Raw genomic sequence first — 25,589 nt, 5'->3', positions numbered from 1 at the left:
CGATGGCCAAGAACCACATGCCGGTCGCGCATTTCGGTGTGCGGCCCGACGACGTGCGCGCCGAATGCGCCCCGCCCAAGGCTTTCGAGAAGTGGCAGCCCGAACTGCGCGCCCGCGCCGAGGCGGTGGGCGATGATAGCGGCCCCTTCGCCATCGACGTGATGGATGTGATCGGCGACACCTGGGACGGCTACGGCGTGACCGGGCGCAAGGTGGGGGCGCTGCTGCGCGCTGCCGGCGAGCGCGAGGTGGTGGTCAACATCAACAGCCCGGGCGGCGACGTGTTCGAGGGGCTGGCGATCTACAACATGCTGCGCGGGCACAAGGCGGACGTGACGGTGCGCATCGTCGGTCTTGCCGCCTCTGCCGCCTCGGTGATCGCCATGGCCGGGGACCGCGTGGAAATCGCCCGGGCCGGCTTCCTGATGATCCACAACACCTGGGTCTATGCCATCGGTGACCGGCACGACCTCGCCACGGTTGCCGGCCAGCTCGGCGCCTTCGACGAGGTGATGGCCGAACTCTATTCGCTGCGCACCAAGATCGATGCCGGCCAGATCGGTCAGATGATGGATCGCGAGACCTGGATCTCCGGCCGCGCGGCCATAGACCAGGGTTTCGCCGACGATCTTCTGGCCGCGGATGCCATCGAGGTTTCCGAAAAGGCCAAGGCTCAGGCGCCGCAGACCAAAACCATCGCGCGCATCGAGGCGGCACTCTCCCGGGACGGGATGACCCGGTCTGAACGCCGCGCCGCGATCAAGGCTCTTACCAGCAAGCCGAGCGCTGCTGACGACGACATGCCGCGCGCTGTCGAGACCATGGCCAGCCTGACCGGGTGGGCCAAATCCCTAACGGCCAAGATGGAGAACTGACATGGCCTTTGACATGGAACAGGCGTTCGGCGAGTTCAAAGCCGAATTCGACAAGGTTACCGGCAATATCAACAAGAGCGCCCAGGCCGCGCTGGACGAGGCCAAGCGTCTCGGCGGCCTGACCGAAGAGACCAAGGCGAATGTCGATAAGGCACTTGCCGAGCAGGGCGAGCTGAAGGCGCGCATCGACGAGATGGAGGCTTCCGCCCGTGATCTCGCGCAGCGCTTCGCCAGCGGCCGCCGCAGCGGTGCCGGCGGCGCCAAGTCTCTGGGCCAGTTGGTGGTGGCCGAGGCCGAGGAGAAGATCAAGGCCGCGGCCAAGGGCGGCGTGAACGGCGACGTGTCGTTGGGCTTCTTCAACGCCATCACCTCGCTGCCTGGCTCTGCCGGCGAGCTGCTGCCCGAACGCCGCGAGCCCGAGATCATCGCCGAGCCCGACAAGAAGCTGGTGGTGAAAGACCTGATCACGGTGGGCGAGACGGGCCAGCCGCTGATCAAGTATTTCCGCGAGGTCTCGCGCACGGGCGCCGCCGGCATCGTGCCGGATGACGGCACCACGGTGAAGCCGCTGATCGACAAGACCTGGACCTCGGAATCGGCCGAGGTGAAGACCATCGCCGGCCGGATGGAAATCCACAAGCACATGCTGGACGACATCCCGGCGCTGCGGACCGATATCGACACCACGCTGACCTATGAGGTCAACAAGGTCGAGAACGCGCAGATCCTGGCGGGCGACGGCACTGGAGAGAACTTCTCGGGCCTGATCACCAATGCCACGGCCTATGGCCAGACCGCCCGCGAGCCCTCTGGCGCGACAATCCTCGACCGGTTGCGCCTTGCCATGCTGCAGGTGTCGGCGGCGGGCTATGTCGTCGATGCACATGTCCTGAATATCTGGGACTGGGCCGCGGCCGAGATGCTGAAGGACACGACCGGGCGCTACATCTTCGGCAACCCCTTCATGGAGACGCCGACGCCGCGCCTCTGGGGTCGTCGGGTGGTCGATACCGAGGACATGCCGGAAGGCGATTTCCTGACCGGAGCCTTCAAGCTGGCCGCCACCTACTACCAGCGCCAGGACATCGAGATCCTGCTGTCGTCGGAGAACCGCGACAACTTCGACAAGAACATGCTGACCGTGCGCGGTGAGAAGCGCGGCGTCGTGGTGGTCAAGCGCCCGCTGGCGCTCTGCTACTACACCGCCCCGGGCGGCTGATCATGGTTGCGGGCGCGGCATCGTCTGCGCCCGCCGCAACTCCCTTCACGAAAGGAATACGGACATGCCGAAGTTGAAAGCGCTCCGCGGCTCGATCGGCGCCTATGGCCGGGTCAAGGCCGGCGGCATCGTCGAGGTTGACGACGATGCGGCGAAAAAGCTGCTGGCCACCAAGCGTTTCGTCCCGGCCCGCGCCGAGGATATTGCGGCCGCCACCAAGGCGCAGGAGGAATACCTGAAGGTCGAGACGGTCGGCGTCACGCCGGGTTTCGCGCCCTTGCCCGAGGCGCCCCAGCCAATCGAAAGCGCTACGGCCGGTCTCGAGCTCGATGCGCGGGAGAAGCTGCTCGAGGAACGTGCCACGCAGCTCGAGGCGGATGCCAAGCGCCTGCACGATCTGGAAGCCTCTTTGAAACAGCGTCAGGCCGAACTCGATGCGCGGGAGAAGGCGAATGCCGATCTGGATCAGACGACGGTGGCTTCCGCCGCTGCTGCCGAGGATGCGGCGACCGAGGCCAAGGACGCCCCGAAGGGCAAGGGCTCGAAATGATCGTTGCTCTGCCCGATCTGAAGCTGCACCTACGGGTCGATCCAGCGGATACCGAGGAGGATTCGATCATCGCTGCGTTCGGCCGGGCTGCCGAACTTCAGGTGCGGAACTGGATCGGGCGGCCCATTTATGCCTCGGCGGTCGATTTGCCGGCGCCGGGCGCGCCGGGCTATGATCGCTATCAGATCGTCGCGGACGAGGCGATCACGGTGGCCGTCAAGATGCTGGCTGAGCGAATGTACGAGGATCGCGGCGGCGAGGGCGGCACCTCGGATGATGCCGTGCCGCCGGTGACCGTTCGCGCGTTGCTTTCCGGGTATCGGGTGTTTCACCCGGTGCCGGAGCCGCAGGTCGGCACCCCATGATCCGCGCGGGTGCTCTGACCAAGCGGGCCGCGTTCAGCGCGCCGTTCAAGGAGACCGACGCCAACGGCAAGCGCATCCAGCGCTATGATCATCAGTTCACGATCTGGGCGACCGTCCGGCATTTGCGGGGCGGAGAGAGCGTCATGCAGGCGCGGCTGGTCTCGAAAAGCCCAGCCATCGTTACCGTGCGGGCCTTTGCCGGATCACGGCGGATCACGTCGGAATGGCGGGTCGTCATCGACGGCCGGACTTATGACGTGAAGGAAGATCCGCGGGAAACGCAGGATCGGGCTTTCCTCGAAATGCTGGCGGAGTGCGTCGGATGATCGATATCGAGCCATTGATCCAGGCGATCCGCGCCCGGCTGATCGTCCAGGTGCCAGCCTTGGGAGGTCGCGTTTTCGATCGCGCCACCGAGGGCGATGAGACGCCCTATGCCGCTTTCGACACCTTCTATGGCGTGGCGGCGGATGCGGAATGCATCGAGGCCGAGGACTGGACCGTCCAGATCGGCATCTATCACAGCATGACCAGCAAGGCCGAGGTCGGGAAGATCGTTGGCCAGGTGAAAGCCGCCCTGCATGGCTGGGCCGACACCGATGCGCTGACCATGCACCCGCTGCGCGTGACGCTGGTTCGCGTCATGGACGATCCCGACGGCGTGTCGGTGCATGGCGTGGTGCAGGTCGAGGCGATGGTAGAAAGCGATGGTTAACGGCATTCCCGAAGTTCAGGCTATGTTCAGGCGCAAGGCTGCAAAGGTGGCGGCGGCGGCCAAGGCCCAAGCCCGCGTCGGCGGTGAGCAGGTGGCTTCTGCCATGCGATACCTGGCGCCGCGTGAGGATGGCGCGCTGATCCGGTCCATTCGCGTTGAGGATGCCAGTTCAGTTACGACCAGTCGCGGCGAAAGAGGTTTTCTGGGCGTGGTGGTTAAGGCGGGGGACGAGACGACTATCGTCACGAATGAAAGCGGCGGTCGGTTCCAGAACGCGAAATTGCAAGAACACGGCACCAAGAACATGCCAGCCAGCCCGTATTTCAATCCGGCTTGGCGAGCGAACCGGACCCGTGTCCGTTCGGCAATCACCCGGGCCGTTCGCAAAGCATGGGTCAGCGGTTAACCAGATCCCGGCATTTTTTCACTTCGGCGAGCATGTCGCCGCCTTTGGCGCGTTGGACAAAAGCGATGATGCTGCCGTTGTCATAGGCGTCCAGATCGGCTCGGCATGCGTCAGCCTCGGCTTTGCGCCGGGCTTCATTCTTCCGCTCAAGGGCAGAGAACATCGCTTCGACTTTGGCCGTCTCGGCATCGGCCTGCTTCTTTCGATCTATTAGCCAGATTGATCCAGCGGCAATGATTACGACGCAGGCAGCGGCAATCAGAATTTGAACGGACTTATGCAAGGCATCCTCCATGGGTGCCGCAGGATACCGCGATGCCGAAACAAAGAAAATGGCGCGTCCTTCGGGACTTCGAGTGGATGCCAAAATCCAACGTCATCATGACGTTTCGTGCCGGTGAGGTTCATGCTGGTCTGACGCGATCCTGCCGCGAGAGGGCGGGCGACCGCATCGAGGAAATCCGGGATTGATCCCGGCCGCCCATCACGCGCCCGTGGGCAGGGCAATCATCAAATGGAGCCTATCATGGCAAAACCAACGACTTATGTTGGCAGCACGGTTGCAATCTTCCTTGAGAGCGCAACTGTTCCCGGCACCTATCTGCGCCCCTGCGGCCTGACCAATCACACGGTTTCGTTCACGAAGAACACGACCGAGGTCAACGTGCCCGATTGTGATGATCCCGAACTGCCGTCCTGGATCGAACGCGGCGTCGAAAGTCTCGATTTCAGCGGCAACGGTTCGGGCATTCTCGCTGCGGAGGCGGTGGACGAATGGTGGACAGCGTTCAACACGGCCGAGAGCGTCAACGCCCGCATCTACATCGGCAAACCTGACGACGCGACCAATGGCCGCTACTGGCAGGGCAAGGTTCATGTGACCGGGTTCGAAGTGACCGGAGAGCGTGGCAACAAGGCGCAGACCACGGTTTCCGTCGTCTCTGACGGCGAACTGACCTTCCATGAGGCAGGGGCTTCCTGATGGCAGAGCCGTTCGTGGCGAACTGGTCAAGCGGGGAGGACGAATTCCTTCTCCGCATCGGCGAGCTTGAGGCATTGGACGATCTGACCGAGGCCGGGGCGCTGGACCTGCGCTATCGGCTGTCGCAGGGAGTTCAGCGCGGCAGCTTGGCCTATTCCCCGGTCAAGGTTCGCGAGGTGATGGCGTGCTTGCGCCTCGGCCTGATCGGCGCGGGCATGGACCGGCAGAAAGCCGACCGGAAGATCAAGCAGGCCGTCGAGGACTCGGATATTTCGGAACTCAACCTGCTGGCGTTCACGATCCTTTCACGTGCTTTCGCCGGTAAGGAGCACGACCCGGTGGGGGAGGGCGAGGCGGGGGCGGCGATGGAAGAATCCGCTTCTCCCGCATCTACGGCACCGGCGCCGCGCTCAACTTCACGCCGTCCCAAGTCAAGGAAATGACCTTCTGGGAGTTCTCGGCTTGCGTGGATGGCTGGAACCGGGCGCAGGGCAGCGGACATACCCACAGCGGAGATCCGCTGACCGACGATGAATACGACGCGCTCTGCGCTCTAGGTGAGAGGTGGAACGATGGCAGAAGCTGAGGCGGGTCTTGAACTTCCTATCGGGTTGACCGAACAGAAGTTCTTGCAGCAACTGGCCCGGATCGAGGCGCGCGCGATCAAGTCGGCAAAGACCGCAGAGCAAGCGTTTGTGAAATCCAACTCGGGCATCGCCAGATCGACCTCTGGAATGTCGAATCAGGTCCGAGGTCAGTTGCAGAACGTCTCGTTCCAGCTGCAAGACGTGATCGTGCAAATCCAGGGCGGCACGTCAGCATCCCGCGCGCTGGCCCAGCAGATGCCGCAGCTTCTCGGCGGCTTCGGTGCGCTTGGAGCGGCTCTTGGCTTGGTGGCCGGCTTGGGCATCCCATTCGTCGCCTCGCTGATCAACATGGAGGAAGAAGCCGTCGATCTGGACAAGGCCGTCAAGGGGCTGGTCGAGGGCTTGGAAATACTTCGAGAGGCCCAGCAAAACGCGGCCATGCCAATAGATCAGCTGATCGAAAAGTATGGCGCCCTCGCGGATGAGATGGGGCGCGTGTTCCAGAACCAGCTGGCGATTGCTCGGCAGGAGCTGGAGGCTATGGGCGCCTCGATTGAGAAGGCTATCGGCGCCACGGCTGACCTCACTGACATGGTGACCCGGTTTGATAGCCTGAAACAGGCGGTTGATGCCGGGGTCATCAGCCACGATGAATATATCCGCCTGTTGCGTGATCTTGAGCAGCAATTCGGGTTCACGGCAGCGCAGGCCCTGCAATACCAGAACCTGATGGATGGGGTTTCCAGCGCGCAGGGGCCGGAGCAGCAGGCGCAGGCCTGGCTGGCAGTGCATGACTGGCTGGAGGCTAACCGCGCATCCCTGCTCGAGCAGGGCGTGGCGGTTGACGACTTGATCCGACAGACGAACGACCTGGCAGCTGGTTATGGTGACGCGCACAAGGCCGCCGCTGATGCCACGGGCGCGGCAGAGGCTGGCGCGGTTGCAACCGATACATGGGCGGCAGCGGCGGCGAACCTTGCAGCGAATATGGACGGTGCGGCGGCTGCGGCTGGCCGGGCGGCGGCGGCGGTCGGGGCAGCGATTGCGGCGCAAAACAAAGCGGCCGGGCTTGGTGGCGTCGGCGCGCTGGACCCGTTCTCTGCGTCGTCGGGGCGGGTGCTGACGGCGACTGCTGGCGGCATGAACATTCCGCAGCAGACGGATTTTGACCGTCAATGGCAGGCACAGGTAAAAGCCCAGGAAGAAGCCGCTAAGGCCGCAGAGCGGGCAGCGGCCCGGCGCAGTGGCGGCGGTCGCAAGCGCGGAGGCGGTGGCCGCGGCAAAGAGCCGGTCGATATCTTCGAATCGGCGGCCCGCGACATTCAGCAGCTTGAGCGCCAGATCGAACTGCTGGGCAAATCCAATCGGGAGGTCGCGACGGCCGAGGCCCGCTGGGCGATGCTGGACGCCGCGAAGAAAGCGGGCATCCCGGTCAACGACGAGATGAACGCGCGCATCGAGGCGCAGGCGGCGCAGGTCGGGCATCTGACGGCCGAGCTAGAAAAGGCGGAGCTTGCGCAGGAACAGTTCGACCAGGCCGTTGACGGCATCGCCGACGCCTTCGCAGGCGCGCTGGTGGCTGGCGAAAGCCTTCGCGACGGTCTGGCGCAGGTTTTCAAGCAGATCGCGGCGGACATCATCAACAGCGGCATCCGCAATGCGCTGATGGGGCAGTTCGGCGGCGGTGGTGGGTTTTGGGGCGGTCTTGTCCAGTCCTTTTTCGGCGGCGGGCAGCAGGTCGTCGGCAGCGATGCGCTTTCCAGCGCGCTACGCGGCATCAGCGGCTTCCGCGCCAATGGCGGCGGCGTTCAGGCTGGCAGCGTCTATGGCGTAGGCGAGAAGGGCCCGGAGCTGTTCGTGCCGTCGGTCAACGGCGCTGTTCTGAACGTCGCGCAGGCGCAGGCGGCGTTGCGGGGCGCTACGAAAGGGGGGGATCAGTCAACGCCACCTTCGCTCCGAACATCAGCATCGCGCCCGGTGTGACGCAGGCCGAGCTGGCGACGACCATGGCCGCAGCCCGGCAGGAATACGAGAGGAATTTCCTGCCCATGCTGCAAAAGCACATGCCCAGCTATAACGAACGGTATACCTGATGCCCGAAGTGATCGCCTGGCCGTGCAGCCTGACCCGGCCGATGGATGTCAGCTATTTCATCCAGTGGACCTCGCGCGACGCCGGCGCCAATCTCGCGGGCGTCGCGCAGGTTCTCGCGCCGAGCATGGGCGCCTGGCGGGTGGATATCACGATCCCGCGGGATTTCGACGGGACCAGGGTCAAGGAGCTGGAGGCCTTGGTCTCGGAAATGCGCGGCCGCTACAACGTGGCGAACCTCTGCATCTGCGATCCCTACAAATATGGCCCGCGCGTGAGCCCCGTGCAGACCCCGTTCAGCGATGGAACATGGTTCAGCGACGGAACCGGCTTCACCGACCCGGCAGCGGGCACGCAACCGCTGCTGACCTCGGCTGTGGTCGCGGCCGGGGACAATGAGCTTTATGTGGACCTGACCAACCCGGTGCGGCCCTCCCTGCGCATCGGCGACATGTTCTCGGTCAATGGCTTCCTCTACCGGGTTGTGCGACGCAATTCTGCCGGATGGGTAAAGTTCGAGCCGTCCGCCCGGCGCCCCATTGCTGCGGGAACCGCCCTGACCACCAATCCGCCGCGCTTCTTCGGCCGCTTTGTCGACGACATGCAGGGCCAGCGCACCCGTGAGATGCTCAAATGGGGCCAGAGCATCACCATTTCCTTCATCGAGGCGTTCGACAGATGAGCCCAGAGCTTGCCGCTTTCCTCGAAAGCGACCCCGAGGTGGTGCCGCTGGTCCGACTGTTCCATCTCAATTTCGGGTCGGTGCAGTATTACCTTAACGAAACCGAGGTGCCGCTGACCTTTGCCGGCCAGATCTGGCAGCCCTCGATGGGCTGGATCGGCGCCGACCCGCTCAGCCTGTCGGCCAATCCATTCGACGCCAACCCGGCCTATTACACGGTCTGGAACGTGGGAAACAAGGAAGGCGCTGACCTGGCCTATGAGGCGCTGAACAACCCGGCCTCATGGTCGGACAAGCTGGTGCGCCAGCTCTGGGCGGTGCGGGGTTTCCCTGACGATGCCATCGTGATGCATGTCGGCCGGATCGTCGATGTGAAGCCGCGCGAGAATGTCGGCCTGGCCGAAATCCGCATCCGTGCCGAGACCATCGCCGCCACCCGGAATTACACGCCCCTCGGCGAATATACCGACCGCGACCAGCAGCGCCGCCACCCTGGCGACCTCGGTTGCCAGTATGCGGCTTCTCTGGTCGGCAAGAAGATCAAGGGATGGCTGATCGGCTAGCGGCCTTTGTCGGGGCCACCGCCGCGCGGCCCTGGGACTGGGCCGCCGAGAACTGCACCTTCTGGGTCGCGGATTGGGGGCTGGTGCGCTGGGGCGTGGATTTCGCCGCCCGGTATCGCGGCAGGTGCCGCAGCGAGGAGGATGCCGACGCGCTGGTGGGTGGTGATCTGGTCGCGCTGGTCAGCCCGGAAATCCCGCTGCCGCGCAAGGATGCCCCGGCCGAGGGCGATATCGGCGTCATCGAATTCCGGGGCCGTCAGGTCTCTGCCATCTGGTCCGGCAGCCATTGGCTGATCAGGACGCCCCGCGGCGTTGCCATGGTGCGCGCCAGGGCAATCGCAATCTGGGGTGATTGAATGCCAGCAGTAGGAGGATGGCTCGCTGCCGTCTGGACGGGAGCCAGCGCGGCCGGCGCCGTGGGTGCGGCCCTGCTGAAGTTCGCGGTTGGCGTCGCGATCAACATGGCCGTCGCCAAGATCATGGCTCCGAAAGGGCCTCGACCGCAAGAGTTGCAAACCGAGTTGCGGTCCAGCAATGCGCAGCGCATCCGGCATCTCGGCCGCGTCCGGTCCAGCGGCGCGGTCATGTTCTGGGACTGGGCCTATGTCGGCGGTGAACGCCGCCTGTTCAAGCTGCTCGCGGTAGCCCAAGGCGGGATGAGCAATGTCCAGCAATGGTATCTGGACGGCGAGCCCGTCGAGGTCGATGCCAACGGCTATGTCACCACGGCACCGTGGAACAAGGGCAATATCCGTCTCCGCTGGCGGAAAGGCATCCAGGGCGATCAATGGGACGGCGGCGACTATGCCGACCTTCGCGCAGCCTTCCCCTCGCAATGGACCGAGGCGCATCGCCTGCGCGGCGTCGGCACGATCCTGGCCACCTTCGATGCGGTGGGCGGCGAGGATATCGCCGAGGTTTATTCCGGCGGCGAGCCAGAGGTCTCGGCGCTGATCGATGGGGCAGGTGCCTATTGGGTTCTGGATGGCTCGACCGTCAATGGCCGCAATCCAGCAGTGCACCTGTCCGATATCCTGACCAACCCGGTCTATGGCGCTTTGGCTCCAGCCGACATCGATGTGAGTCTGCTCGCCATCGCCCGAACCGATTGCAGTGCCTTGGTCCCGACGGATGGCGGCACGCGCAGCCGCTACCAGTCCGGCATCAGCTACGCGCTGTCCGATCCGATCAAGGATACGGCGCAGAAGCTCCTGGATGCCATGGGCGGCCGGGCTTGGATCACGCCGGAAGGCAAGCTCGCCGTCGAAGCGGGCGTCTGGCGGGCGCCGAGCATCACCATCGAGGAGCGCCATATAGTCGAAATGGAATATGGAGCCGGGACCGAGCGCATCAACCGGGTGACGACCCTGGTGCCGACCTATGTCGCGCCGCAGGTGCGGTGGCGGGAAACCTCGGCCGATCCCGTCGACGATGCCGATGCGATCGCGCGTTGGGGCGAGGGACAGCCAAAAAGCGTGGATCTGCTGGCGGTGCAACATCACGGTCAGGCCGCTCATGTCTGCAAGCAAATGCTGGCACGGATGAACCCGGATCGTCGCATGTCCATCAAGTTGAGGGCTTTTGGCCTGCGGCTGATCGGAGAGCGCGTGGTGGCCGTCAACCTGCCGCGGCTGGGCCTGGCATCGGTGCCGTTCTGGATCGACGGCCTGGCCTTCGACGGGAGCAATATCACGGTCGATCTGATCGAGGCCGAGCCAGCGTCATTCGATTGGACGGCGAGCGAGGAGGGGGAACCGCCGGCCATCCTCACCGATATAGACCGGGGCGTCGCGACGCGAGATGTGGCGATTTCCGGCGTGACCCTGATTACCGACGACGGGCCGGTTTATATCCGGATCGAGGGAACGCTTGCGGCGCAACGCGGTGATCGGCTGATCGCGCAATATCGTCGGACGGGGAGCCTGGTGTCCTGGACCGACATGATCAGCGAGGGCACGTCCGGAAACGGGTTTTCGTTCAGGACGATGCCACTGGGCGACCTGTCCGAATACGATTTCCGGGTCTTCTTCGGCCGCTACAGCAACGGGTCCAGTGGCCGCGAGCTGCAGATGCTGTCCGTCCCGGTTGTCGTGACCGGGGTTGACGTCGTGGCCAACGGTAACCCGCCGGATGAGCCTGTCGTCATATCCGCCAGCGGCAGCGCGGGAGACAACCTGATCGTCACCTTCAGGGTAGACCTCGGCGCGAACTACCACCGCACCGGGCTTTATCGCGCCGCGTCCGGGGCGCCCTTCGGCTCCGCAACGCTGGTCAAATGGTCCTTCGACCAGTCTTCGCAGGTGACGATGACGGCCTCCATTCCGCCTTCCGGTGCGCGGTTCTGGCTGCGCTCCGAAAACCAATCCCAGGTCGCGTCCGACCCGGTCGAAGTCGGCAACTATCCCGCCTGATCAAGCGCAAATCCAGCAAACAGTAGCGGTCCTCTGGGGCCGCTTTTCCATGTGAGGCATGCATGTCATACGCGAGCGATGCGAACACGACCTATGTGAACGGCCAGCCCGTCGATAAGGCAGACGTTCGCAACCTATGGGCGTCTGTCGATGGGATCGTGGCCGCCAGCAACCTTGGCGACGTCCTTGCCCTGCAGACCGATACCGAGGCGAGCACGGCGCAGCTGGTGGTGGCGACCGTCCCGGCCGCGCAGGCCCACATCTCGCTCAATGCGGGTCAGCTGCTGCGCTTCCGCTGGCCGTTCTCCAACACCGAAGGCGACCCCGTTATCAGCATCGGCGGCACCCCTTACACGATTCGTCGCAGGAATGGCGGCGACCTCCAGCCCAGCGACCTGGTGGGCGGTTTCCGCTATACGGGCTACATCTACACCAACGATCCCGCGATCATCCGGCTGTCGGAATCGGTTGGTGCTTCCGACATCAACGGCCTGCGGGGCTCGCTGGAGGCTGGCTCGATCATCCCGCTGGTCAATATCGGCGGCACCGGCAATGCGATCACCGCCGACCTTGCGGCCCCAGCCGTCGCCGCCGGCGTCACGGTCACGGGCAGCCTGTCGGTTCGCTACATCCCTGCCGCGACCAATACCAACGATGCCGAAACGGACGTGACGCTGCATGTCGCTGGAGACGAGCCGCGGATCGTGCGCACCGCCGACGGCGCCCGCCTGCCCGCGGGCTTCTTCGTCGTGGGTCGCGCCTATACCATCGACCGCCGCGGGGCGATCTGGCGTGTGGCGACGGGCGACGCGACCCGCGCCGAACTGGCCGGCAAGGCCGACCTTCCGGGCGCCGGCAAGCAGTTCGCCAGCCGTGCCGCAGCCGTTTCCGCCGGTCAGGCCGCGCTGCCTTCGGCGTTGGGCCTGATCAGCACCCGCGAGGACAGCTACCTGGTGGTGCGCGGCGCCTCGGCGACGGCGGATGATCCGCTGTTCCCCGAGGCCGAATTCCCCTCCGGCCCGCGCTGGGGCGCCGTGCTGCGCATACCGGACCGGGCCCCTGTCGCCAGCCTGACCCGCGATTCCGGCATCATCCAGCTGGTGGATGTCGCGGGCACCCCGAACGACATCACGGCCAATATCGCGCTGTCCGCCGTCAACATGGGGGTCAGCGTCGGCACCCTGTCCACGGTCAAGTTCAGGGCGGTGGCGACCAATACCGGACCTGTCACGCTGCATGTCGCCGGCGACGAACCGCGCCCGCTGCTCAGCGCGGCGGGCGGCGCCCTCACGGCTGCGGACATCCGCAACAACTGGTCCTATGCCGCCCGCCGCAGCGGCCCCAACTGGGTGCTGGAATTTGGCGGATCGTCGGTGCGCGATATCCGCACCGCTGCCCACAGGGCAGGGGCGATCCGTCTGGGGTCGGTGTCGGGTGCGGATCAGATCACGGCACAGGTCGACAGCGCCCTGGCCGCGCTTGGCCTGACGGTCGAGCCGTTCGACGAGGTGGTGCTCACGGCTGTCGGGACCAATACCGGGCCGGTCACCCTTTCCATCGACGGCGGCCCCGCACGGCCGGTGCGCGACCAGGTGGGGGATGAGCTGCAAGCCCAGGCGCTGCGGCTGGGGCGGCCGTATCACTTCCGCGATTGGGGCGATCACTGGCGGATCGTCGGGGCGGATGTCGCAAAGCGCGATCTGGGCGACATGGCGTGGCGCGCCTCGGCCGACATCATCGACCGCCAGAAAGCGCGCGACGCCGTGCTGTTCAGGTTCTCCGCCTCCGGCAGCGGCAATGCCATCAACCTCGCATGGCCGTCCGGCATGCCGCAGGTCGCGCTTTCGAATGTCGGGACCATCACCTTCATCGCGCCGGGAACGAATACCCAGCCGAACCCGACGATCACCCTCGATGGCGTGACCCGGACGCTCTACGATGTTGACGGATCGGTTTTGCCCGCCGGCACCATTCGGCAAGGCAAGAAATATATCGTCTCGATCAACAGCCTGAGCGCTGGCCGCCTGGTGACCGGCCCTGGGTTCTCGGATCTCGGAAACGTCGATCTGGACCCGGTCTACGACGCCATCGATGCGACCAATGCCGGCCTGGCGACCAAGGCAGCACAGGCCGACCTCGATGATCTGGCCGAGGTGGTCGAGGGACTGCTTTCCGGCACGCGTGTCGTCGGCGACTGGGATGCTGGCACAGCCTCATTCCCGGCCACGCGTCCCGATGCCAGCCCGGTCGCGGGTGGCGACCAGTGGAATGTGACCGCCCCCGGCACCGTCGATGGCGTGATCTTCGCACCCGGCGACCTGCTGACCGCCCTGGTCGACGGCGGCGGCGCGACCTATGCCGGCAACTGGTCGCGGCGGGCCGGCACGGCGACGCAGGCCGATCAGGTCGGCACCACCACGCCGGGACGCAGCGTCCAGACCGCGCTGACCCAGATCGAGGCCCGCGCCATCCGCCGGGATGCCGGCCGGTGGGATCTGATGGACTACCTGCACGCCGACGACCGCGGGGCGGCGCTGGCCGGGAGCATCGACGCGCAAAACGAGACGCGGGTCACTGCCGCCATCCAGCAGATGCATGACGACTGGATCACATACTGGACCGCCGGCGGCATCAGGCAGGCGCTGCTGGACTATCCGCCGGCGCGGCTCGCGATCAACGACGAACTGTTCAGCGAGGCGTTCGCGGACACGCTCTATGATGCCGCCAGCGCCGGCAGCGCGACGATGCGGTTCGACAACACCGAGTTCGCGCTGAAGAACTGGATCGCCCGCGCCGCGGTGCGGACCAGCGGTCACTATGCCGCCCACAGCATCACCTATCCGGTGCCAAAGGCGGTATTCCGCTGGATGCAGCGCAGCCATCTGGGGTGGTTCCCGAAGATCGAGGGCTCGGTGCGCATCCGGGGCGAGGGCAACATGGCCACCGATCCTGTCGGGCTCTATGTCTCGAAGGTGTCCAAGCCCAGCCTCCGCGCGTTCAGGGTCACGCAGCTCTATAACACCGAGGTTCACGTCGAGTCCGTCCAGAACGGGGATCTCGACAACCTCGACCTGTTCTGGGGCGGCTATCAGCCGACGGAGTTCGGCGGTGCGACGGGCCATATGCCCGCCGCAGTGCGGTTCTCGAATGACGGCCCCGTGGTGTTGGCGACGCAACCGGTGTTCGATGCCAGCCATGTCGGGAAGTTCTTCTGCCTGGCCGGCGCCGGCCCGGTGGATCAGGGGGTCCGCATGGGCCACTGGTCGATCATCGCCAGCGTGGACAGCCCGACGCAGATCACGCTGGAGACCTCCCCGGCGGCCAATGTGGATGACGTCGTGGCCAGCTTCGAGTCGATGCGCGTCTCGACGGCGGGCACCACCTGGACGATGCGAGCGGCCATCTCGGACAGTCTGGTTGGCCGTCCCGTGACGCTGGTCGGGGCGCGGGCCGCCAACATGCCCGCGACCAACGGCACCCTGACCACGGTGATCACCGCCCATAGCGGCGATACGATCACCGTGGCGCATGCGCCCGCCCAGGACGTGACGGATGCGCTGCTGGTGTTCTCGCCGCAACTCCTGATCGGCAACTATCCCGAGATCACGGAGCGGACGGATAATGTGGGATTTGCCAACCTGCGCTGCGAAAGCACCAAGTGGCACCTCAACGCCAGCGTGCAGATGGTCGTGGACAGCGCATCCCTGCTCGATTTTGCCAATCCGAAGCTGCATGGCTGCGGCCAGGCCGAAAACAATTTCGGCGGGTCGGCGACGCATATGGTGCTGGGCCACGCGGACGGGATGCGGTTCGATGGCGCCCTGTCGCAGTCGTTCAATTCGCCGCGCTGGGGCGCCATGGTGTGCCGCGGCAGCAAGGTGCTGGCGTCGCTCGATGGCGACGCGACGGCCTGGCCGGACAACACCCACAGCGCCCTGGTCTATCTCGACCCGCTCCGCCCGCTGGGGCAGTCCGAGGTCAGGATTTATTGGGGCATGGTTTCGCCGTCGCCGCTCTACCCTCAGGCATCGCAGGCGGCCCTGCGGCTTGGGCCGAACGGTGACGCGGGCATGGTGGTGGCGAGCGGATCGGACCGTATTCGGACGCCGGCGGCGAAGCGGCTGTTCCCCACCGACTTGGGGCCGATCTCGATGGAGGGCCAGCTCGGGGCGTCGGGGACGTTTATCGTTGGCGATCAGACCATCACCGTGCTCAACGGTGTGATCGTGGGGATGGAGTAACGGCATGTCTGAAGGCAGATGGTGGTTTCCGTGTTCGGCGACCGGCGAGGAAAATAAGACTCGCAGAATCACCGGCTTGGTAGCATATGCGGATGTATGCATATCCGCTGGAACCAACTTACGGTTGAGAAGGTCGCGGCCCTTTTGGGGGTCATCGATATCTTGGCGCGTTTTTCTCAGTGGATTGGAAAGTTCATGGACCTGCTGAATAGCAAAGTTGCAACCATTTTGGGGACAACTCCCCAAATCGTTGATGTGGCAATAACGAGTTTTTGGGTTGGGTTTCTTATGTGCTTTCTGCTTAGGCGGATTGATCAGTTTCTGCGCGGGAAGAATCGAGTATATCCTCCATTCGAAAGGGCGTATGAGGTAGCCCAAAATCATGGGATAGGAGAGCCTCGCGGTCCCGCCCGTTCTGCTGGGCGGGTATCCTTGTTCCGCCATGAGAACGCTAATGTGATGTGGCTGGAGGACCTCGATGAAATTTTTCAGCTTCCATCGGATCAAAATAACCGACAGGTTTTGGCTATCACTGATCTTATTGCCCCAAAAGTCTTTCGTGACGCGAACGAGGTAAGGAAAAAGCTAAATTTGCCTGATAATTATTGCCCGCCTTATAGTGGCGTTGCAGAAGCGTGGCTGCGAAATCCAGGACAGTGGGAATGGATAGGGCAAAGGATACCGGATGGCGGTTTCGCCGGGAAACTGCGCCGTGGGGTGAAAATACAGCAGTTCCAGAATGGTATTATAGTGGGGCCACTTCCCAAGAAAGACGATTACAAATCAGAGCGCACTATTTGGATATCTTTTGGGAAACGATGGAATGGGGTGGTGTCGAAGAAGTCTATTTGGCGTCGAGCATTGGATAAGCTCGCATCGGTCCCTTTTCTTGCGAGGGTTCTTGGGCGCAATAGTTGATTGCCTAAAAAAATATGCTCGCTCGAGAGTTCCCGCTTCGGCGGGTTTTTTTATGCGCCGGCGGCGCGAAATATATGAGGATGGGAGATGGGCATCGTGCCGTCGGTAGATAACAGGATCAGCGCGGGCAACATGCTTGTCGCGCTCGGGATGATTGTCAGCGTCGCGGTTGCTTGGGGCAATCTGTCCGGGCGATCCGACAATATGGCGGCTGAGCTTTCGTCGGTCAGGGCAATGGCGGCTGCCAATGAGGCGCGCATCCGGGCTTTGGAGACGGCCACCGCCCGACAGGATGAGCGGATGGTGCTGATCCTCGACAGCCTGCGGAAGATCGAATCGCGGATCGAGCGCGGTGTGCATCCGTGATGCGCTAGGTCAACCTTCGTCAACAGTAACGCCCAGCTCTGCCGCCAGTCCCTCCAGCGCGGCGATGGTCGCGTCGTAGCTGTTCCCGGCCTTCGGGAACCGCGCCTTGCGGCTGCGATACCACCGCAGCCATTTCGGCAGCTCGTCCAGGGGATAGGTGGCCGACCAGATCTCGCCGGTCAGCGTGAAGGTGGATTCGTCATGCGTCGCTTTCATGGCGGCCTATGTGCGCGACCGCGGCTGCGCCTGCAAGGCCTCCGCCCAGTGTTGCGCACGCGGCGGAGGCCCCGCCCGCAGCCGTCACGATATGCGGACACTCAAGTCTACCACATCGCCCCGCCTCGCGCGGGGCTTTTTCATTGGAGAACCGACATGACAGCAGTCATGAACGCGGTGCGCGCGCGGCAGGCGCGCTGCGCCGCCCTGGGCTTTTGGCCCGGACCGATCGACGGAATCGACGGGCCGCGCACCCGCGCCGCCTATGCCGACGCCATCGAGGCGCAGCGGGCGCGGGGCTTGCCGTTCCAGCATCCGACGGGGATCACGCGCATCCACTGGCACTGGACCGCGGGCGGCTACAACCCGAACGCCGTGGACCTGCGGTCCTATCACGCGCTGATCAGCGGTGACGGCAAGATCCGCTGGCCGGTCGATCCGACCACCTCGCGCTCGCACACGCTCAACGCCAATGGCGGCGCCATCGGGCTGTCGATCTGCGCCATGGCCGGGGCCCAGGAGCGGCCGTTTGCCTGGGGCAAGGCGCCGATCACGCCGGCGCAGGTCTCGGCCCTCGCGCGCGAAACCGCGCGGCTGTGCCGGACCTATGACATCCCGGTCTCGCGATGGTCCACGCTGTCGCATGCCGAGGTGCAGCCCACGCTCGGCGTGGTGCAGCGCAGCAAGTGGGACATCACCGTGTTGCCCGGCATGTCGGCGCCGGCCGATCCGATCACCGTCGGCGACCGTCTGCGCGATCTGGTCGCGCGCGAGCTTTCCACCTACTGAGGAGCATCATCCATGGATGTCAAAACCATCGCCCCGATTTTCATCGCCAAGACGCGCAGCTTCTGGCTGGGCATCGTCCCGGCTGTGCTGACGCTGATCGACGTGATCGTGCGCGCATTCACCGATGCCGGCCAGGAGCCGGTCGCGGCCGCCATCTCGGCTGTGCTGGGCCAAATCTTCGGCTGGACGCCCGATCAGATCCACAGCGCCATGGTGGCGCTGGCGCCCATCTATGCGCTGATCGTCGCACAGCAGCGTTCTGGGCTGGCGCGGCCCTATACCATCAACCTCTCCAAGGAGGCGCAGGTGGTGCAGGCCATCGAGGACGGGAGGACGGCGTTCGACGCGGGCAAGCAGATCGGCGAGGCGATCAAGCGGGCAGGGGGCAGGTAGGTGCGCTCGCCCTATGAGGCCGCGCTGGCCGCGTCTCTGGTCGCCGGCCTTGCGGTCGGCGCCGCCTTCGCGGCGGCCGCGCTGATCACCGCGCAGGCGATGGGGGTGCCGGTTGGACCGTGCAAGCGGGCAGGGAGCTGAAACCACAGCGGGCGGACCCGAGGGCCCGCCCGATCAAGGAGAGTAACATCATAACCGTTTAACCACGGCGTGCATATCGTCCATCAGGCGAATTGCTGCAACCTGTCGATTTGGTCAGATTCTGCAATGCGAAAGGGCTTTAATGACGTACCGAACGCCTTATGACACCGCGCTGGCCGCGTCCCCGGTCGCCGGCCTTGCGGTCGGCGCCACCTTCGCGGCGGCGGCGCAGGGAAACCCGGACCAGGGCGGATTTGTTCCCTGCCATCTGGACTCCATCGTTCACTTTCTGTTCTCATGGCGGCGGAAGGGAATCGCCATGACAGAACTGCTATTCGAGCCCGGCACCACACACGTCGTCGTCACATGCTGGCGGTGCAAACGCGATCAGACGTTCTATCCCCAGGACTTGCCCGAGGGCATCGATTACTGGGCGTTCTGCGGTCGAGCGGTGTGCAAGGGCTGCGCGGCCCACCATCCGCATGTGACACGGTATCCCAAACCGCTGGACCCGTGGCAGCGGTCTCGGCCGAGCGACTGAGCGGGCCGCCCGCCGCAGTGAACAACCCCAGAACGCCTTGCACGGATTTTGCACGAGAATCACGTGCAGTTCTCGGGAAGTTCCGCGAAAATCCGGGAAAACGCAGCTTGCCGCCATTGCTGCACGATCAATCTAAAAACCCCTTGTTTCCTTGGCGCTTGACCCATATACGGGGCGGCGGAGACGTGGCCGAGTGGTCGAAGGCACACCCCTGCTAAGGGTGCAGGCGGGAAACCGTCTCGAGGGTTCGAATCCCTTCGTCTCCGCCACACTCCATTGATATTTATAAGAAAAATTTCCATTCAAGCGATACAACCGCCATCACGCCCGCCTTTATATTTGCGGTTGGCTGCTACCGATTGCGGCCGTGAGTGATGCGGATAGGCCACGCCCTGGGATGGATTAGAGATGGGGCGCGACCATAACCAAGCCAAGGTCGCCATCCAGAACGCTCATCTTGGACACTGGTAGGGTGACAAAAAAAGCGGTAGCGACCGACATGCGCCCTCCTGCGATTTTCGCTATTCCGCAGTTCTCGGCCCTCGGGTCGTCAGAAAGGGCTCTCTGGCTGGGTCTTTGCGACGGCCAGGAATCGCAACGTGCTGCTATTCGGTTGCGATTTTTCCGTGTGAGGCTGCCGGGAAACGGAAGCTGCGACATTGCGACACCCGCGACAAAGGGCGTGTTTGTCGCAGGTGTCGCGAATGTCGCAGGGGCGTCGATCCGGCATGGATCAAGAGCATTGCCCCGTGCCGATGCTGAGGCTGACCGTTGTCGCGAATGCGCGAGAGCACTCTGGACGGCGGATCTATTTACCGCCCCGCTACACATGGTATGTACAGCATGACACACGGCATGTCAACACATGCGTGTATTAATATACACAAGGAGTGTTTATGCCCGTTCTTGACAGGAAGGTCTGCAAGGCCGCCCGCATGCTCATTGATTGGAAGGCTGCTGACCTTGCGGCTGCGGCTGCCGTATCACATGACACGCTGCGCTCCTTCGAGAGTGGTCGCACAAAAGCTCTAAGCCGGGAGAACGAGGAAGCCATCCGCAAGGCCCTTGAGGCCCAGGGCGTGCAGTTCCTCGAAAGCGGGCAGGTCGCGGCGGGGCCTGGGGTGGCCATGAGGGCTGATGAGCCCGATACGGCTTGAAACCGTGCGGCTTTGCCTCGCAGCGCCCCTCGAAGATCAATGCGATTGCTTTGCGCTCCGCCTTTCATCCTGCTTGCATTCTGACGAAGGCGGCCATCCACTGTCCGCAGCATCAACCCAAAGATGAGGGACGGTAATGACTGACAAGCTTTCGGCGCTACAGCCCTATGCAATCGGGGCCCTGCGCATCGTCGCCGGACTGCTCTATTTCGAGCATGGAACCCAGAAGCTGTTCGGCATCCCCATCCCCGGCCCCGAGACCCTCGGCATGCTGTCGCTCGTCTCCGGGCTGCTGGAGGTTATCGGCGGCGCACTGATCATCCTCGGCCTGTTCACCCGGCCGGTGGCATTCGTCCTGTCCGGGCACATGGCCTTCGCCTATTGGATGGCGCATGCCCCGAAGAGCGTATTCCCCGTGGCCAACGGCGGCGATGCAGCCATCCTGTTCTGCTTCGTTTTCCTGTTGCTCGTGACCACCGGTGCCGGGGCGCTGTCCATAGACCGGATCACGGGCCGCTGAGAAGCTCTGCTGAAGCATCCCGTCTCCGGCGCGATTAGACGCGCTGGGGGCGCAACGCCATAACCCAAGGCGGGATCAACCAGGCCGCAGCAACCCCTGTCAGTGGAGCGTTCAGACCACGCCCGCGGTGATGACCGCCAACGCGACGGGCGTCAGCGGCGGGAAGGCGAACACTGAAAGCAAGGTATTCCCCGACACCGAAGCTTCGAAATCCCCCAGATCCGTTGAAAATGTCTCGCCCTTCCGCTGCCTGCACATCACACCAGCCGTGGGGCAGGATCGGGCAGAGTTCGGAGAGGGATGAAACGATGGAAAGCAACGACAAACGTGGTGAGGCGCTCCGGGCGTTCGTGATGGACTTGCTCCTGAGTTCGCCGTTGCTGCGGCCGGGGCGCGAGCATGAGACTGCCCGATCCTACCAGGACAAGGCGGCCGTCTCGCACCCCGAGGTGGCGCGCGTTCTTCGCGAGGCCGCTGACCGCTTGCTCCATGGGTGACACTGCCGCGATCCATCCCCGCTACCATGCATTGGCGCTGGCCCCCTCGAAAGCGGCAGCCAAGGCACCATCCTGCTGCCCTTAATTTCGTGTAGCCTGTAAGCTACATACAATCATGATCGAGATCCGCCAGACAGACACCTTCCGGGAATGGCTGCTTGCCCTTCGCGATACACGGGCCAAGCAGAAGATTGCCAGCCGCATCCAGCGGCTGCGGTTCGGAAACCCCTGAGACGTGAAGCCGGTTGGCGCTGGCGTGAGCGAGATGCGTATCAACGAGGGGCCCGGCTATCGACCCCATGTTCACCACGCTGATCGTCGATGAACCCGACCATCACTTCGACCGGCGGTCGAGCTCCGCCATCGCAAAATACGCGCTCGCCTTACGAAGGATCTCATTCGCCTGACGCAACTCGCGGTTCTCCCGCTCCAGCGCCTTCATCTTCTCGGCCATATCGGTCGGAATGCCCGCGCGCTTGCCGCTGTCGACCTCGGCCTTCTTGACCCACTCGTTCAGGGTCTGGGGCGCGCAACCGATCTTCGCGGAAATCGACAGGACCGCCTGCCAGCGCGATCCATGCTGCCCCTCAGCCGAACCAGCTGTCTGCGTGGCGGCGGTTGGCCAAGCAGGGCAAGCTGGTGCTGCCAGCTATAGCACCTGACGCGCCGGTTTTTGCACCGCTGGTGGTTTGCGATCCGGCGCCAGCACCCCCTTCCTGCGACAGGCGGCCGGCTGAAGAGCAGATCCGGATCGTAATCGGCGAGGTGAGGCTCGAGCTGGCCGCGGACACGCCTGCGGTTCGGCTGGCCGAGATCGTTCGTGCTCTTGGAGCCGCCGGATGCTGATGCCGTCTCAGGGCATGCGGATCCTGGTGGCGACCAAGCCGGTGGACTTCAGGAACTATGCGGCGACCATGATTATGCGGAGTTGGCGTTGCCGATCGATAGATTAGGGCTTTTTTACAGATACCTAAGTAGCCCGAGAGCAGGCTTTCGCTCCGCATAACTATGCTCCCTCGCGATGGTTCAATATCGTGAGGAGAGCAAAGATGGATGCCAATAATCGTAATCACTGGTTCCTCGATCCGGGACCGTTGTCGTCGTGGATCGATCAGTTCGCGGCCGACCTTGCCGCTCAGAGATATACGCCGCTGACGATTGAAGGCTACACGGCCTCGGCGCGTCATTTTGCGGCTTGGCTTGGTAGCGCAGGTATCGCGATCGATGATATTGGTGACGATGTCGTTCGTCGCTTTGCCGAACATCGGTGTCGATGTCCTGGTGGGCGGCGATGGCTGCGTGTTTCACCAAAGTATTCGCGCCGCGCCGGGCGGTTCGTTGTTTTCCTGCAAAGGAAAGGTGTCGCGCGACCATCCGTGAAGGTCGCCTCGTCATATCCCCTGCTTGACGATTATCGGAACTGGTTGCGCATCCACCGGGGACTGTCGGAACGGACGATCGCCCGCCATCTTCGCCACCTGCATAAGTTGTTGCCGGAACTCGGCACGGCGACCCACGACTATGATGCCGCCCTCGTCCGCAATGTTGTCCGCGAGTGGCGCGAGCGAACCGGACCGGCGGACCTGCGGACCATAACGAGCACCTTGCGCAGCTATCTCCGTTTCCTCGCGGGTGCCGGCCTCTGTCGCCCCAACCTCGATCACGCCATCCCGCCGGTCGTGCAATGGCGCCTTTCGTCTTTGCCGCGGTATCTTGCTGCCGCCGATCTCGAACGCGTCGTTGCATCCTGCGATCAACTTACCAGGGGGCGCCTACGGGACCGTGCGATCCTGCTCCTGCTCGCACGCCTGGGGCTGCGGGCCGGGGATGTCGCTGGACTCAGACTCAGCGATCTCGATTGGACGTCTGGCATGCTGCGCTTGAGTGGCAAAGCGCGCCGGCAGGTTCGGTTGCCGCTCCCGCAGGACGTCGGCGATGCGATCCTCGCCTACATCGAGCTGGAACGGCCGCGCGTGGATCAGGAGGCGGTCTTTCTCATGATGGTCGCACCCTACCGATCATTCTCGCAGTCCAGCCACGTCTCCACGATCGTAGCACTGGCGCTGAAGCGGGCGGGCATTTCCGATGCTCCGTCGACCGGAGCCAGCCTGCTGCGCCACTCCGCGGCGACCTCGATGCTGCGCTCGGGCGCCACGCTCGAGGCTGTCGGCACGGTGCTGCGTCACCGTTCGCTCGATATGACCGCGCATTACGCCAAGGTCGACATTGCGATGCTGGAGCAGATTGCCCAGCCCTGGCCGGGAGAGCTGGCATGCTGAGTCAGCTCCTCACCGATCATGCAGCGCTGCACCGTGCACTGGGATTCAAGTTCCGGACCCCGGGCATCCTCCTGCGCAACTTTGTCGCCTTCGCCGAGCATCGCGGGGAGCGTGTCGTCACGACGGCGACCGTGCGCGAGTGGGCACTGCAGGCACCATCGCCCGAGCAACGACGCAACCGTCTGCTGACAGTGCGCCGCTTCGCGATCGCGCTGCATGCCGAAGATCCGCGCCACGAGGTGCCCTCGGCTGACCTCTTCGGCCGCGCCAGTCACCGGCGCCGCACACCCTATATCTACGATCCCAGGGATATCCGACGGTTGATCGATGCCGCGCATCGCCTTGGTCCCGACGGTTCGATCCGACCGATCACCTACGCCACGATGTTCGGGCTGATCGCGGCGACCGGCATGCGCGTTTCGGAGGCGCTTGCCATTCGGCTGCCGGACGTGATCGACGATGGGCTAATCATTGCCCAGACCAAGTTCAAAAAGAGCCGGTTGCTGCCGCTCCATTCAACGACCCGGCGCGCATTGGACGGATACTTCGCCACTCGCCTGAAGGCCTCGAGCCAGAGCGATGCACTCTTCATTTCGCATCAGGGAACGCCGCCCGCCTATCCGACAGTGATAACTGTCTTCCTGCAAATCATTCGATCGATCGGCTTGCGCGGCGCTCCAGGATCGCAAGGACCACGTCTCCACGATCTTCGCCACACATTCGCCGTTCGCTCTCGAACGCTGTGCGCACGATGCCCAGGCGGTAGCACGGCATATCACCGCCCTGAGCACCTATCTGGGGCACGCCCATGTGACCGATACTTACTGGTATCTTGAGGCGACGCCCGAGCTGATGGCGCACATGGCGGCAGCCGGCGAGGCCTTGCATCGGGAAGTGCCGGCATGACCCAACTCGCCCCGCATCTCACCGCGTTCCTTCGCGAACACCTTCCCCGCGAACGACGCGCCAGCGTGCATACCTGCGATGCCTATGCCTATAGCTTCCAGCTGCTGGTGACGTTCGCCGCGCGACGATTGCGCAAGAGGCCTTGCCTGCTGCAGATCGAGGATCTCGACGTGCCGATGATCCTTGCCTTCCTCGAACATGTCGAGGAGGCGCGCGGCAACAAGGCCCGTTCGCGCAACGCAAGGCTGGCGGCCGTGAAGTCCTTCTTCCGCTATCTCGAGCACCGCGTCCCCGCGGTTCTCGATCAGGCCCTTCGGGTGCACGCCATTCCCATGAAGAAGGTCGACGAGGCGCTGGTCGCTTCCCTTTCGCGCGCCGAAGTTCAAGCGCTGCTCGACGCACCGGACCGGCGGACACCATCGGGCATTCGCGATCGGGCCATGCTGCATCTCGCCTTCGCCGGCGGGCTGCGCGTTTCCGAACTTGTTGGTCTCGCCCTCGACCAGTTCGACGGACGGTCGCCGGCCAGCATCCATATTATCGGGAAGGGACGGCGGGAGCGCGTGCTGCCGCTCTGGCAGGAGACCGCCGCCGCGATCCGGGCCTGGGTCGCGGTCAGACCCAAGGATGGCGACACCGCGCTCTTCCTCAACAAGGCCGGCCGGGCGATGACGCGCGCCGGCTTCGAATATATCCTGACAAAGCACGCCGCGGTTGCGGCGAAGGTCGTGCCCTCGCTTGCCGCCAAGCCAATATCGCCTCATGTTCTGCGTCATAGCTGCGCGATGCACATGCTTCAGGCCACCCGGGATATCCGCAAGGTAGCGCTGTGGCTCGGTCATGCCACTCTCCAGAGCACCGAGATCTACTTGCGCGCTGACCCGGCCGAAAAACTCGAGATGATCGACGCTTTGGCGCCGCTCGGCATCAAGCCAGGCAAATTCCGCCCGCCGGACAAATTGATCGCGATGCTCGCTGCGCGATAGCGTATTGTTATGTGGAGTCGACAGATGTCGTGAGGCCCGGAAATGCGCCCGTCAGCGTCCGCGACTCCGCATAATCATGATCGCCGCATAGTTACGATTATGTGGTGCACCACATAACCGCAAGGGGCATGACGGGTTAGCGGCGCTGGCGCAGTCGATGCTGGCGGAAGACCCCTTCACCGGCACGATCTTC

31 protein-coding genes, 1 tRNA gene, 1 pseudogene and 1 other annotated feature are annotated in these 25,589 nt (G+C 64.0%); of the genes and pseudogenes, 29 read left to right on the top strand and 4 right to left on the bottom strand.

What is annotated here, in order from left to right; translation table 11 throughout:
* The first annotated feature begins 2 nt into the window (after positions 1 to 2).
* The 7 genes from ESD82_RS19995 to ESD82_RS19965 all read left to right on the top strand — a co-directional run bounded on the left by ESD82_RS19995 (position 3) and on the right by ESD82_RS19965 (position 4,130).
* Positions 3 to 875: a head maturation protease, ClpP-related gene (locus ESD82_RS19995; RefSeq protein WP_028710578.1), complete on the top strand. Its 873-nt coding sequence runs from the start codon at positions 3 to 5 to the stop codon at positions 873 to 875.
* Position 876: 1 nt separating this feature from the next.
* The gene (locus tag ESD82_RS19990; RefSeq protein ID WP_051419735.1) at positions 877 to 2,094 is read left to right on the top strand and encodes a phage major capsid protein; all 1,218 of its coding nucleotides are present in this window, start codon (positions 877 to 879) and stop codon (positions 2,092 to 2,094) included.
* A gap of 64 nt (positions 2,095 to 2,158) precedes the next feature.
* Complete coding sequence (locus tag ESD82_RS19985; RefSeq protein ID WP_028710579.1) at positions 2,159 to 2,644, top strand: hypothetical protein; 486 nt, start codon at positions 2,159 to 2,161, stop codon at positions 2,642 to 2,644.
* Complete coding sequence (locus tag ESD82_RS19980; protein ID WP_028710580.1) at positions 2,641 to 3,009, top strand: head-tail connector protein; 369 nt, start codon at positions 2,641 to 2,643, stop codon at positions 3,007 to 3,009. Before ESD82_RS19985 ends, ESD82_RS19980 begins: the two co-directional genes overlap by 4 nt.
* A complete protein-coding gene (locus tag ESD82_RS19975; RefSeq protein ID WP_147427525.1) occupies positions 3,006 to 3,335 on the top strand; it encodes a phage head closure protein in 330 nt (109 codons plus the stop codon). Before ESD82_RS19980 ends, ESD82_RS19975 begins: the two co-directional genes overlap by 4 nt.
* Positions 3,332 to 3,724 (top strand): DUF3168 domain-containing protein, encoded by a 393-nt coding sequence (locus ESD82_RS19970; protein WP_147427526.1) that lies wholly within the window; start codon positions 3,332 to 3,334, stop codon positions 3,722 to 3,724. The genes ESD82_RS19975 and ESD82_RS19970 overlap by 4 nt, the downstream gene beginning before the upstream one ends.
* Positions 3,717 to 4,130 (top strand): HK97-gp10 family putative phage morphogenesis protein, encoded by a 414-nt coding sequence (locus ESD82_RS19965; protein WP_147427527.1) that lies wholly within the window; start codon positions 3,717 to 3,719, stop codon positions 4,128 to 4,130. The genes ESD82_RS19970 and ESD82_RS19965 overlap by 8 nt, the downstream gene beginning before the upstream one ends.
* Here ESD82_RS19965 and ESD82_RS19960 read toward each other — a convergent pair.
* Positions 4,120 to 4,413 (bottom strand): hypothetical protein, encoded by a 294-nt coding sequence (locus ESD82_RS19960; RefSeq protein ID WP_147427528.1) that lies wholly within the window; start codon positions 4,411 to 4,413, stop codon positions 4,120 to 4,122. The two genes, ESD82_RS19965 and ESD82_RS19960, sit on opposite strands and share 11 nt — an antisense overlap.
* 32 nt (positions 4,414 to 4,445) lie before the next feature.
* On the opposite strand from ESD82_RS19960, the gene ESD82_RS21910 reads away from it, so the two are divergent.
* From ESD82_RS21910 to ESD82_RS19910, 11 genes are all read left to right on the top strand, one after another.
* Entirely contained in the window at positions 4,446 to 4,601 is a 156-nt protein-coding gene (locus ESD82_RS21910; RefSeq protein ID WP_167521796.1) for a hypothetical protein, read from the top strand.
* 55 nt (positions 4,602 to 4,656) lie between these two features.
* Positions 4,657 to 5,112 (top strand): phage tail tube protein, encoded by a 456-nt coding sequence (locus ESD82_RS19955; protein WP_167521795.1) that lies wholly within the window; start codon positions 4,657 to 4,659, stop codon positions 5,110 to 5,112.
* Entirely contained in the window at positions 5,112 to 5,555 is a 444-nt protein-coding gene (locus ESD82_RS19950; protein WP_147427530.1) for a GTA-gp10 family protein, read from the top strand. The genes ESD82_RS19955 and ESD82_RS19950 overlap by 1 nt, the downstream gene beginning before the upstream one ends.
* A gap of 129 nt (positions 5,556 to 5,684) precedes the next feature.
* Entirely contained in the window at positions 5,685 to 7,682 is a 1,998-nt protein-coding gene (locus ESD82_RS19945) for a hypothetical protein (protein WP_151208822.1), read from the top strand.
* 109 nt (positions 7,683 to 7,791) lie between these two features.
* Entirely contained in the window at positions 7,792 to 8,472 is a 681-nt protein-coding gene (locus ESD82_RS19940) for a hypothetical protein (RefSeq protein ID WP_028710585.1), read from the top strand.
* Positions 8,469 to 9,035 carry a hypothetical protein gene (locus ESD82_RS19935; protein WP_147427532.1) on the top strand — a complete coding sequence of 189 codons (567 nt, stop codon included), beginning with the start codon at positions 8,469 to 8,471 and terminating at the stop codon, positions 9,033 to 9,035. Before ESD82_RS19940 ends, ESD82_RS19935 begins: the two co-directional genes overlap by 4 nt.
* The gene (locus ESD82_RS19930) at positions 9,020 to 9,391 is read left to right on the top strand and encodes a DUF6950 family protein (RefSeq protein ID WP_147427533.1); all 372 of its coding nucleotides are present in this window, start codon (positions 9,020 to 9,022) and stop codon (positions 9,389 to 9,391) included. The genes ESD82_RS19935 and ESD82_RS19930 overlap by 16 nt, the downstream gene beginning before the upstream one ends.
* Entirely contained in the window at positions 9,392 to 11,446 is a 2,055-nt protein-coding gene (locus tag ESD82_RS19925; RefSeq protein WP_147427534.1) for a phage tail protein, read from the top strand.
* Between the two features lie 62 nt (positions 11,447 to 11,508).
* The gene (locus ESD82_RS19920; RefSeq protein ID WP_147427535.1) at positions 11,509 to 15,687 is read left to right on the top strand and encodes a hypothetical protein; all 4,179 of its coding nucleotides are present in this window, start codon (positions 11,509 to 11,511) and stop codon (positions 15,685 to 15,687) included.
* 195 nt (positions 15,688 to 15,882) lie between these two features.
* Entirely contained in the window at positions 15,883 to 16,605 is a 723-nt protein-coding gene (locus tag ESD82_RS19915; RefSeq protein WP_147427536.1) for a hypothetical protein, read from the top strand.
* An 87-nt stretch (positions 16,606 to 16,692) separates the two neighbouring features.
* On the top strand, positions 16,693 to 16,971 hold the full coding sequence (locus ESD82_RS19910; protein WP_147427537.1) for a hypothetical protein: 279 nt from the start codon (positions 16,693 to 16,695) through the stop codon (positions 16,969 to 16,971).
* 9 nt (positions 16,972 to 16,980) lie between these two features.
* Here the strand turns inward: ESD82_RS19910 and ESD82_RS19905 are convergent, their stop codons facing one another.
* The gene (locus tag ESD82_RS19905; RefSeq protein ID WP_147427538.1) at positions 16,981 to 17,187 is read right to left on the bottom strand and encodes a hypothetical protein; all 207 of its coding nucleotides are present in this window, start codon (positions 17,185 to 17,187) and stop codon (positions 16,981 to 16,983) included.
* Between the two features lie 156 nt (positions 17,188 to 17,343).
* On the opposite strand from ESD82_RS19905, the gene ESD82_RS19900 reads away from it, so the two are divergent.
* The 7 genes from ESD82_RS19900 (at position 17,344) to ESD82_RS19875 (ending at position 20,728) form a co-directional block, all read left to right on the top strand.
* Complete coding sequence (locus ESD82_RS19900) at positions 17,344 to 17,976, top strand: peptidoglycan recognition protein family protein (protein WP_244314558.1); 633 nt, start codon at positions 17,344 to 17,346, stop codon at positions 17,974 to 17,976.
* 12 nt (positions 17,977 to 17,988) lie between these two features.
* On the top strand, positions 17,989 to 18,369 hold the full coding sequence (locus tag ESD82_RS19895) for a hypothetical protein (protein WP_147427539.1): 381 nt from the start codon (positions 17,989 to 17,991) through the stop codon (positions 18,367 to 18,369).
* A complete protein-coding gene (locus ESD82_RS21905) occupies positions 18,370 to 18,510 on the top strand; it encodes a hypothetical protein (RefSeq protein ID WP_167521794.1) in 141 nt (46 codons plus the stop codon). It begins immediately after the preceding gene.
* 142 nt (positions 18,511 to 18,652) lie between these two features.
* Positions 18,653 to 19,051, top strand: coding sequence for a hypothetical protein (locus ESD82_RS19890; RefSeq protein WP_147427540.1), 399 nt, complete (start codon positions 18,653 to 18,655; stop codon positions 19,049 to 19,051).
* A 179-nt stretch (positions 19,052 to 19,230) separates the two neighbouring features.
* Positions 19,231 to 19,320 (top strand) — tRNA-Ser (locus ESD82_RS19885).
* 627 nt (positions 19,321 to 19,947) lie between these two features.
* A complete protein-coding gene (locus ESD82_RS19880; RefSeq protein WP_024845428.1) occupies positions 19,948 to 20,208 on the top strand; it encodes a hypothetical protein in 261 nt (86 codons plus the stop codon).
* A 136-nt stretch (positions 20,209 to 20,344) separates the two neighbouring features.
* Entirely contained in the window at positions 20,345 to 20,728 is a 384-nt protein-coding gene (locus ESD82_RS19875; protein ID WP_024845427.1) for a DoxX family protein, read from the top strand.
* Between the two features lie 111 nt (positions 20,729 to 20,839).
* On the opposite strand, the gene ESD82_RS21900 is transcribed toward ESD82_RS19875, so the two are convergent.
* The gene (locus ESD82_RS21900; protein ID WP_167521793.1) at positions 20,840 to 20,986 is read right to left on the bottom strand and encodes a hypothetical protein; all 147 of its coding nucleotides are present in this window, start codon (positions 20,984 to 20,986) and stop codon (positions 20,840 to 20,842) included.
* A 50-nt stretch (positions 20,987 to 21,036) separates the two neighbouring features.
* Here ESD82_RS21900 and ESD82_RS19870 point away from each other — a divergent pair, with 50 nt between their 5' ends.
* Positions 21,037 to 21,225, top strand: a complete 189-nt coding sequence (locus ESD82_RS19870) for a hypothetical protein (protein ID WP_024845426.1) — start codon at positions 21,037 to 21,039, stop codon at positions 21,223 to 21,225.
* A gap of 278 nt (positions 21,226 to 21,503) precedes the next feature.
* Positions 21,504 to 21,602, bottom strand: a sequence feature (AL1L pseudoknot).
* Here the strand turns inward: ESD82_RS19870 and ESD82_RS19865 are convergent.
* Positions 21,516 to 21,814: pseudogene (locus ESD82_RS19865) on the bottom strand (transposase); the annotation flags it as partial. Its footprint overlaps the feature before it by 87 nt.
* A gap of 460 nt (positions 21,815 to 22,274) precedes the next feature.
* Between ESD82_RS19865 and ESD82_RS19860 the strand changes: the two are divergent.
* The 3 genes from ESD82_RS19860 to ESD82_RS19850 all read left to right on the top strand — a co-directional run bounded on the left by ESD82_RS19860 (position 22,275) and on the right by ESD82_RS19850 (position 25,396).
* Positions 22,275 to 23,504 carry a tyrosine-type recombinase/integrase gene (locus ESD82_RS19860; protein ID WP_028710450.1) on the top strand — a complete coding sequence of 410 codons (1,230 nt, stop codon included), beginning with the start codon at positions 22,275 to 22,277 and terminating at the stop codon, positions 23,502 to 23,504.
* Positions 23,498 to 24,340, top strand: a complete 843-nt coding sequence (locus ESD82_RS19855) for a tyrosine-type recombinase/integrase (protein ID WP_208852044.1) — start codon at positions 23,498 to 23,500, stop codon at positions 24,338 to 24,340. Before ESD82_RS19860 ends, ESD82_RS19855 begins: the two co-directional genes overlap by 7 nt.
* Before the next feature lie 66 nt (positions 24,341 to 24,406).
* A complete protein-coding gene (locus ESD82_RS19850) occupies positions 24,407 to 25,396 on the top strand; it encodes a tyrosine-type recombinase/integrase (protein ID WP_024846203.1) in 990 nt (329 codons plus the stop codon).
* The last annotated feature ends 193 nt before the right edge of the window (positions 25,397 to 25,589 follow it).

The organism is Paracoccus pantotrophus (assembly GCF_008824185.1).
Taxonomy (GTDB): Bacteria; Pseudomonadota; Alphaproteobacteria; order Rhodobacterales; family Rhodobacteraceae; genus Paracoccus; species Paracoccus pantotrophus.
This window is presented reverse-complemented; position numbering and strand designations above follow the sequence as displayed.

Bases quoted from the DNA above. Each gene is read 5' to 3' on its own strand.
- ESD82_RS19945 (WP_151208822.1), top strand. From the start codon at position 5,685: ATGGCAGAAGCTGAGGCGGGTCTTGAACTTCCTATCGGGTTGACCGAA.
- ESD82_RS19895 (WP_147427539.1), top strand. From the start codon at position 17,989: ATGGATGTCAAAACCATCGCCCCGATTTTCATCGCCAAGACGCGCAGC.
- ESD82_RS19860 (WP_028710450.1), top strand. From the start codon at position 22,275: ATGGATGCCAATAATCGTAATCACTGGTTCCTCGATCCGGGACCGTTG.
- ESD82_RS19900 (WP_244314558.1), top strand. From the start codon at position 17,344: ATGACAGCAGTCATGAACGCGGTGCGCGCGCGGCAGGCGCGCTGCGCC.
- ESD82_RS19880 (WP_024845428.1), top strand. From the start codon at position 19,948: ATGCCCGTTCTTGACAGGAAGGTCTGCAAGGCCGCCCGCATGCTCATT.
- ESD82_RS19995 (WP_028710578.1), top strand. From the start codon at position 3: ATGGCCAAGAACCACATGCCGGTCGCGCATTTCGGTGTGCGGCCCGAC.
- ESD82_RS19875 (WP_024845427.1), top strand. From the start codon at position 20,345: ATGACTGACAAGCTTTCGGCGCTACAGCCCTATGCAATCGGGGCCCTG.
- ESD82_RS19965 (WP_147427527.1), top strand. From the start codon at position 3,717: ATGGTTAACGGCATTCCCGAAGTTCAGGCTATGTTCAGGCGCAAGGCT.
- ESD82_RS19950 (WP_147427530.1), top strand. From the start codon at position 5,112: ATGGCAGAGCCGTTCGTGGCGAACTGGTCAAGCGGGGAGGACGAATTC.
- ESD82_RS19930 (WP_147427533.1), top strand. From the start codon at position 9,020: ATGGCTGATCGGCTAGCGGCCTTTGTCGGGGCCACCGCCGCGCGGCCC.
- ESD82_RS19890 (WP_147427540.1), top strand. From the start codon at position 18,653: ATGACGTACCGAACGCCTTATGACACCGCGCTGGCCGCGTCCCCGGTC.
- ESD82_RS19955 (WP_167521795.1), top strand. From the start codon at position 4,657: ATGGCAAAACCAACGACTTATGTTGGCAGCACGGTTGCAATCTTCCTT.
- ESD82_RS19990 (WP_051419735.1), top strand. From the start codon at position 877: ATGGCCTTTGACATGGAACAGGCGTTCGGCGAGTTCAAAGCCGAATTC.
- ESD82_RS19920 (WP_147427535.1), top strand. From the start codon at position 11,509: ATGTCATACGCGAGCGATGCGAACACGACCTATGTGAACGGCCAGCCC.
- ESD82_RS19970 (WP_147427526.1), top strand. From the start codon at position 3,332: ATGATCGATATCGAGCCATTGATCCAGGCGATCCGCGCCCGGCTGATC.
- ESD82_RS19980 (WP_028710580.1), top strand. From the start codon at position 2,641: ATGATCGTTGCTCTGCCCGATCTGAAGCTGCACCTACGGGTCGATCCA.
- ESD82_RS21910 (WP_167521796.1), top strand. From the start codon at position 4,446: ATGCCGAAACAAAGAAAATGGCGCGTCCTTCGGGACTTCGAGTGGATG.
- ESD82_RS19905 (WP_147427538.1), bottom strand. From the start codon at position 17,187: ATGAAAGCGACGCATGACGAATCCACCTTCACGCTGACCGGCGAGATC.
- ESD82_RS19985 (WP_028710579.1), top strand. From the start codon at position 2,159: ATGCCGAAGTTGAAAGCGCTCCGCGGCTCGATCGGCGCCTATGGCCGG.
- ESD82_RS19935 (WP_147427532.1), top strand. From the start codon at position 8,469: ATGAGCCCAGAGCTTGCCGCTTTCCTCGAAAGCGACCCCGAGGTGGTG.
- ESD82_RS21900 (WP_167521793.1), bottom strand. From the start codon at position 20,986: ATGTGCAGGCAGCGGAAGGGCGAGACATTTTCAACGGATCTGGGGGAT.
- ESD82_RS19975 (WP_147427525.1), top strand. From the start codon at position 3,006: ATGATCCGCGCGGGTGCTCTGACCAAGCGGGCCGCGTTCAGCGCGCCG.
- ESD82_RS19855 (WP_208852044.1), top strand. From the start codon at position 23,498: ATGCTGAGTCAGCTCCTCACCGATCATGCAGCGCTGCACCGTGCACTG.
- ESD82_RS19850 (WP_024846203.1), top strand. From the start codon at position 24,407: ATGACCCAACTCGCCCCGCATCTCACCGCGTTCCTTCGCGAACACCTT.
- ESD82_RS19915 (WP_147427536.1), top strand. From the start codon at position 15,883: ATGGACCTGCTGAATAGCAAAGTTGCAACCATTTTGGGGACAACTCCC.
- ESD82_RS19925 (WP_147427534.1), top strand. From the start codon at position 9,392: ATGCCAGCAGTAGGAGGATGGCTCGCTGCCGTCTGGACGGGAGCCAGC.
- ESD82_RS19910 (WP_147427537.1), top strand. From the start codon at position 16,693: ATGGGCATCGTGCCGTCGGTAGATAACAGGATCAGCGCGGGCAACATG.
- ESD82_RS19940 (WP_028710585.1), top strand. From the start codon at position 7,792: ATGCCCGAAGTGATCGCCTGGCCGTGCAGCCTGACCCGGCCGATGGAT.
- ESD82_RS19870 (WP_024845426.1), top strand. From the start codon at position 21,037: ATGGAAAGCAACGACAAACGTGGTGAGGCGCTCCGGGCGTTCGTGATG.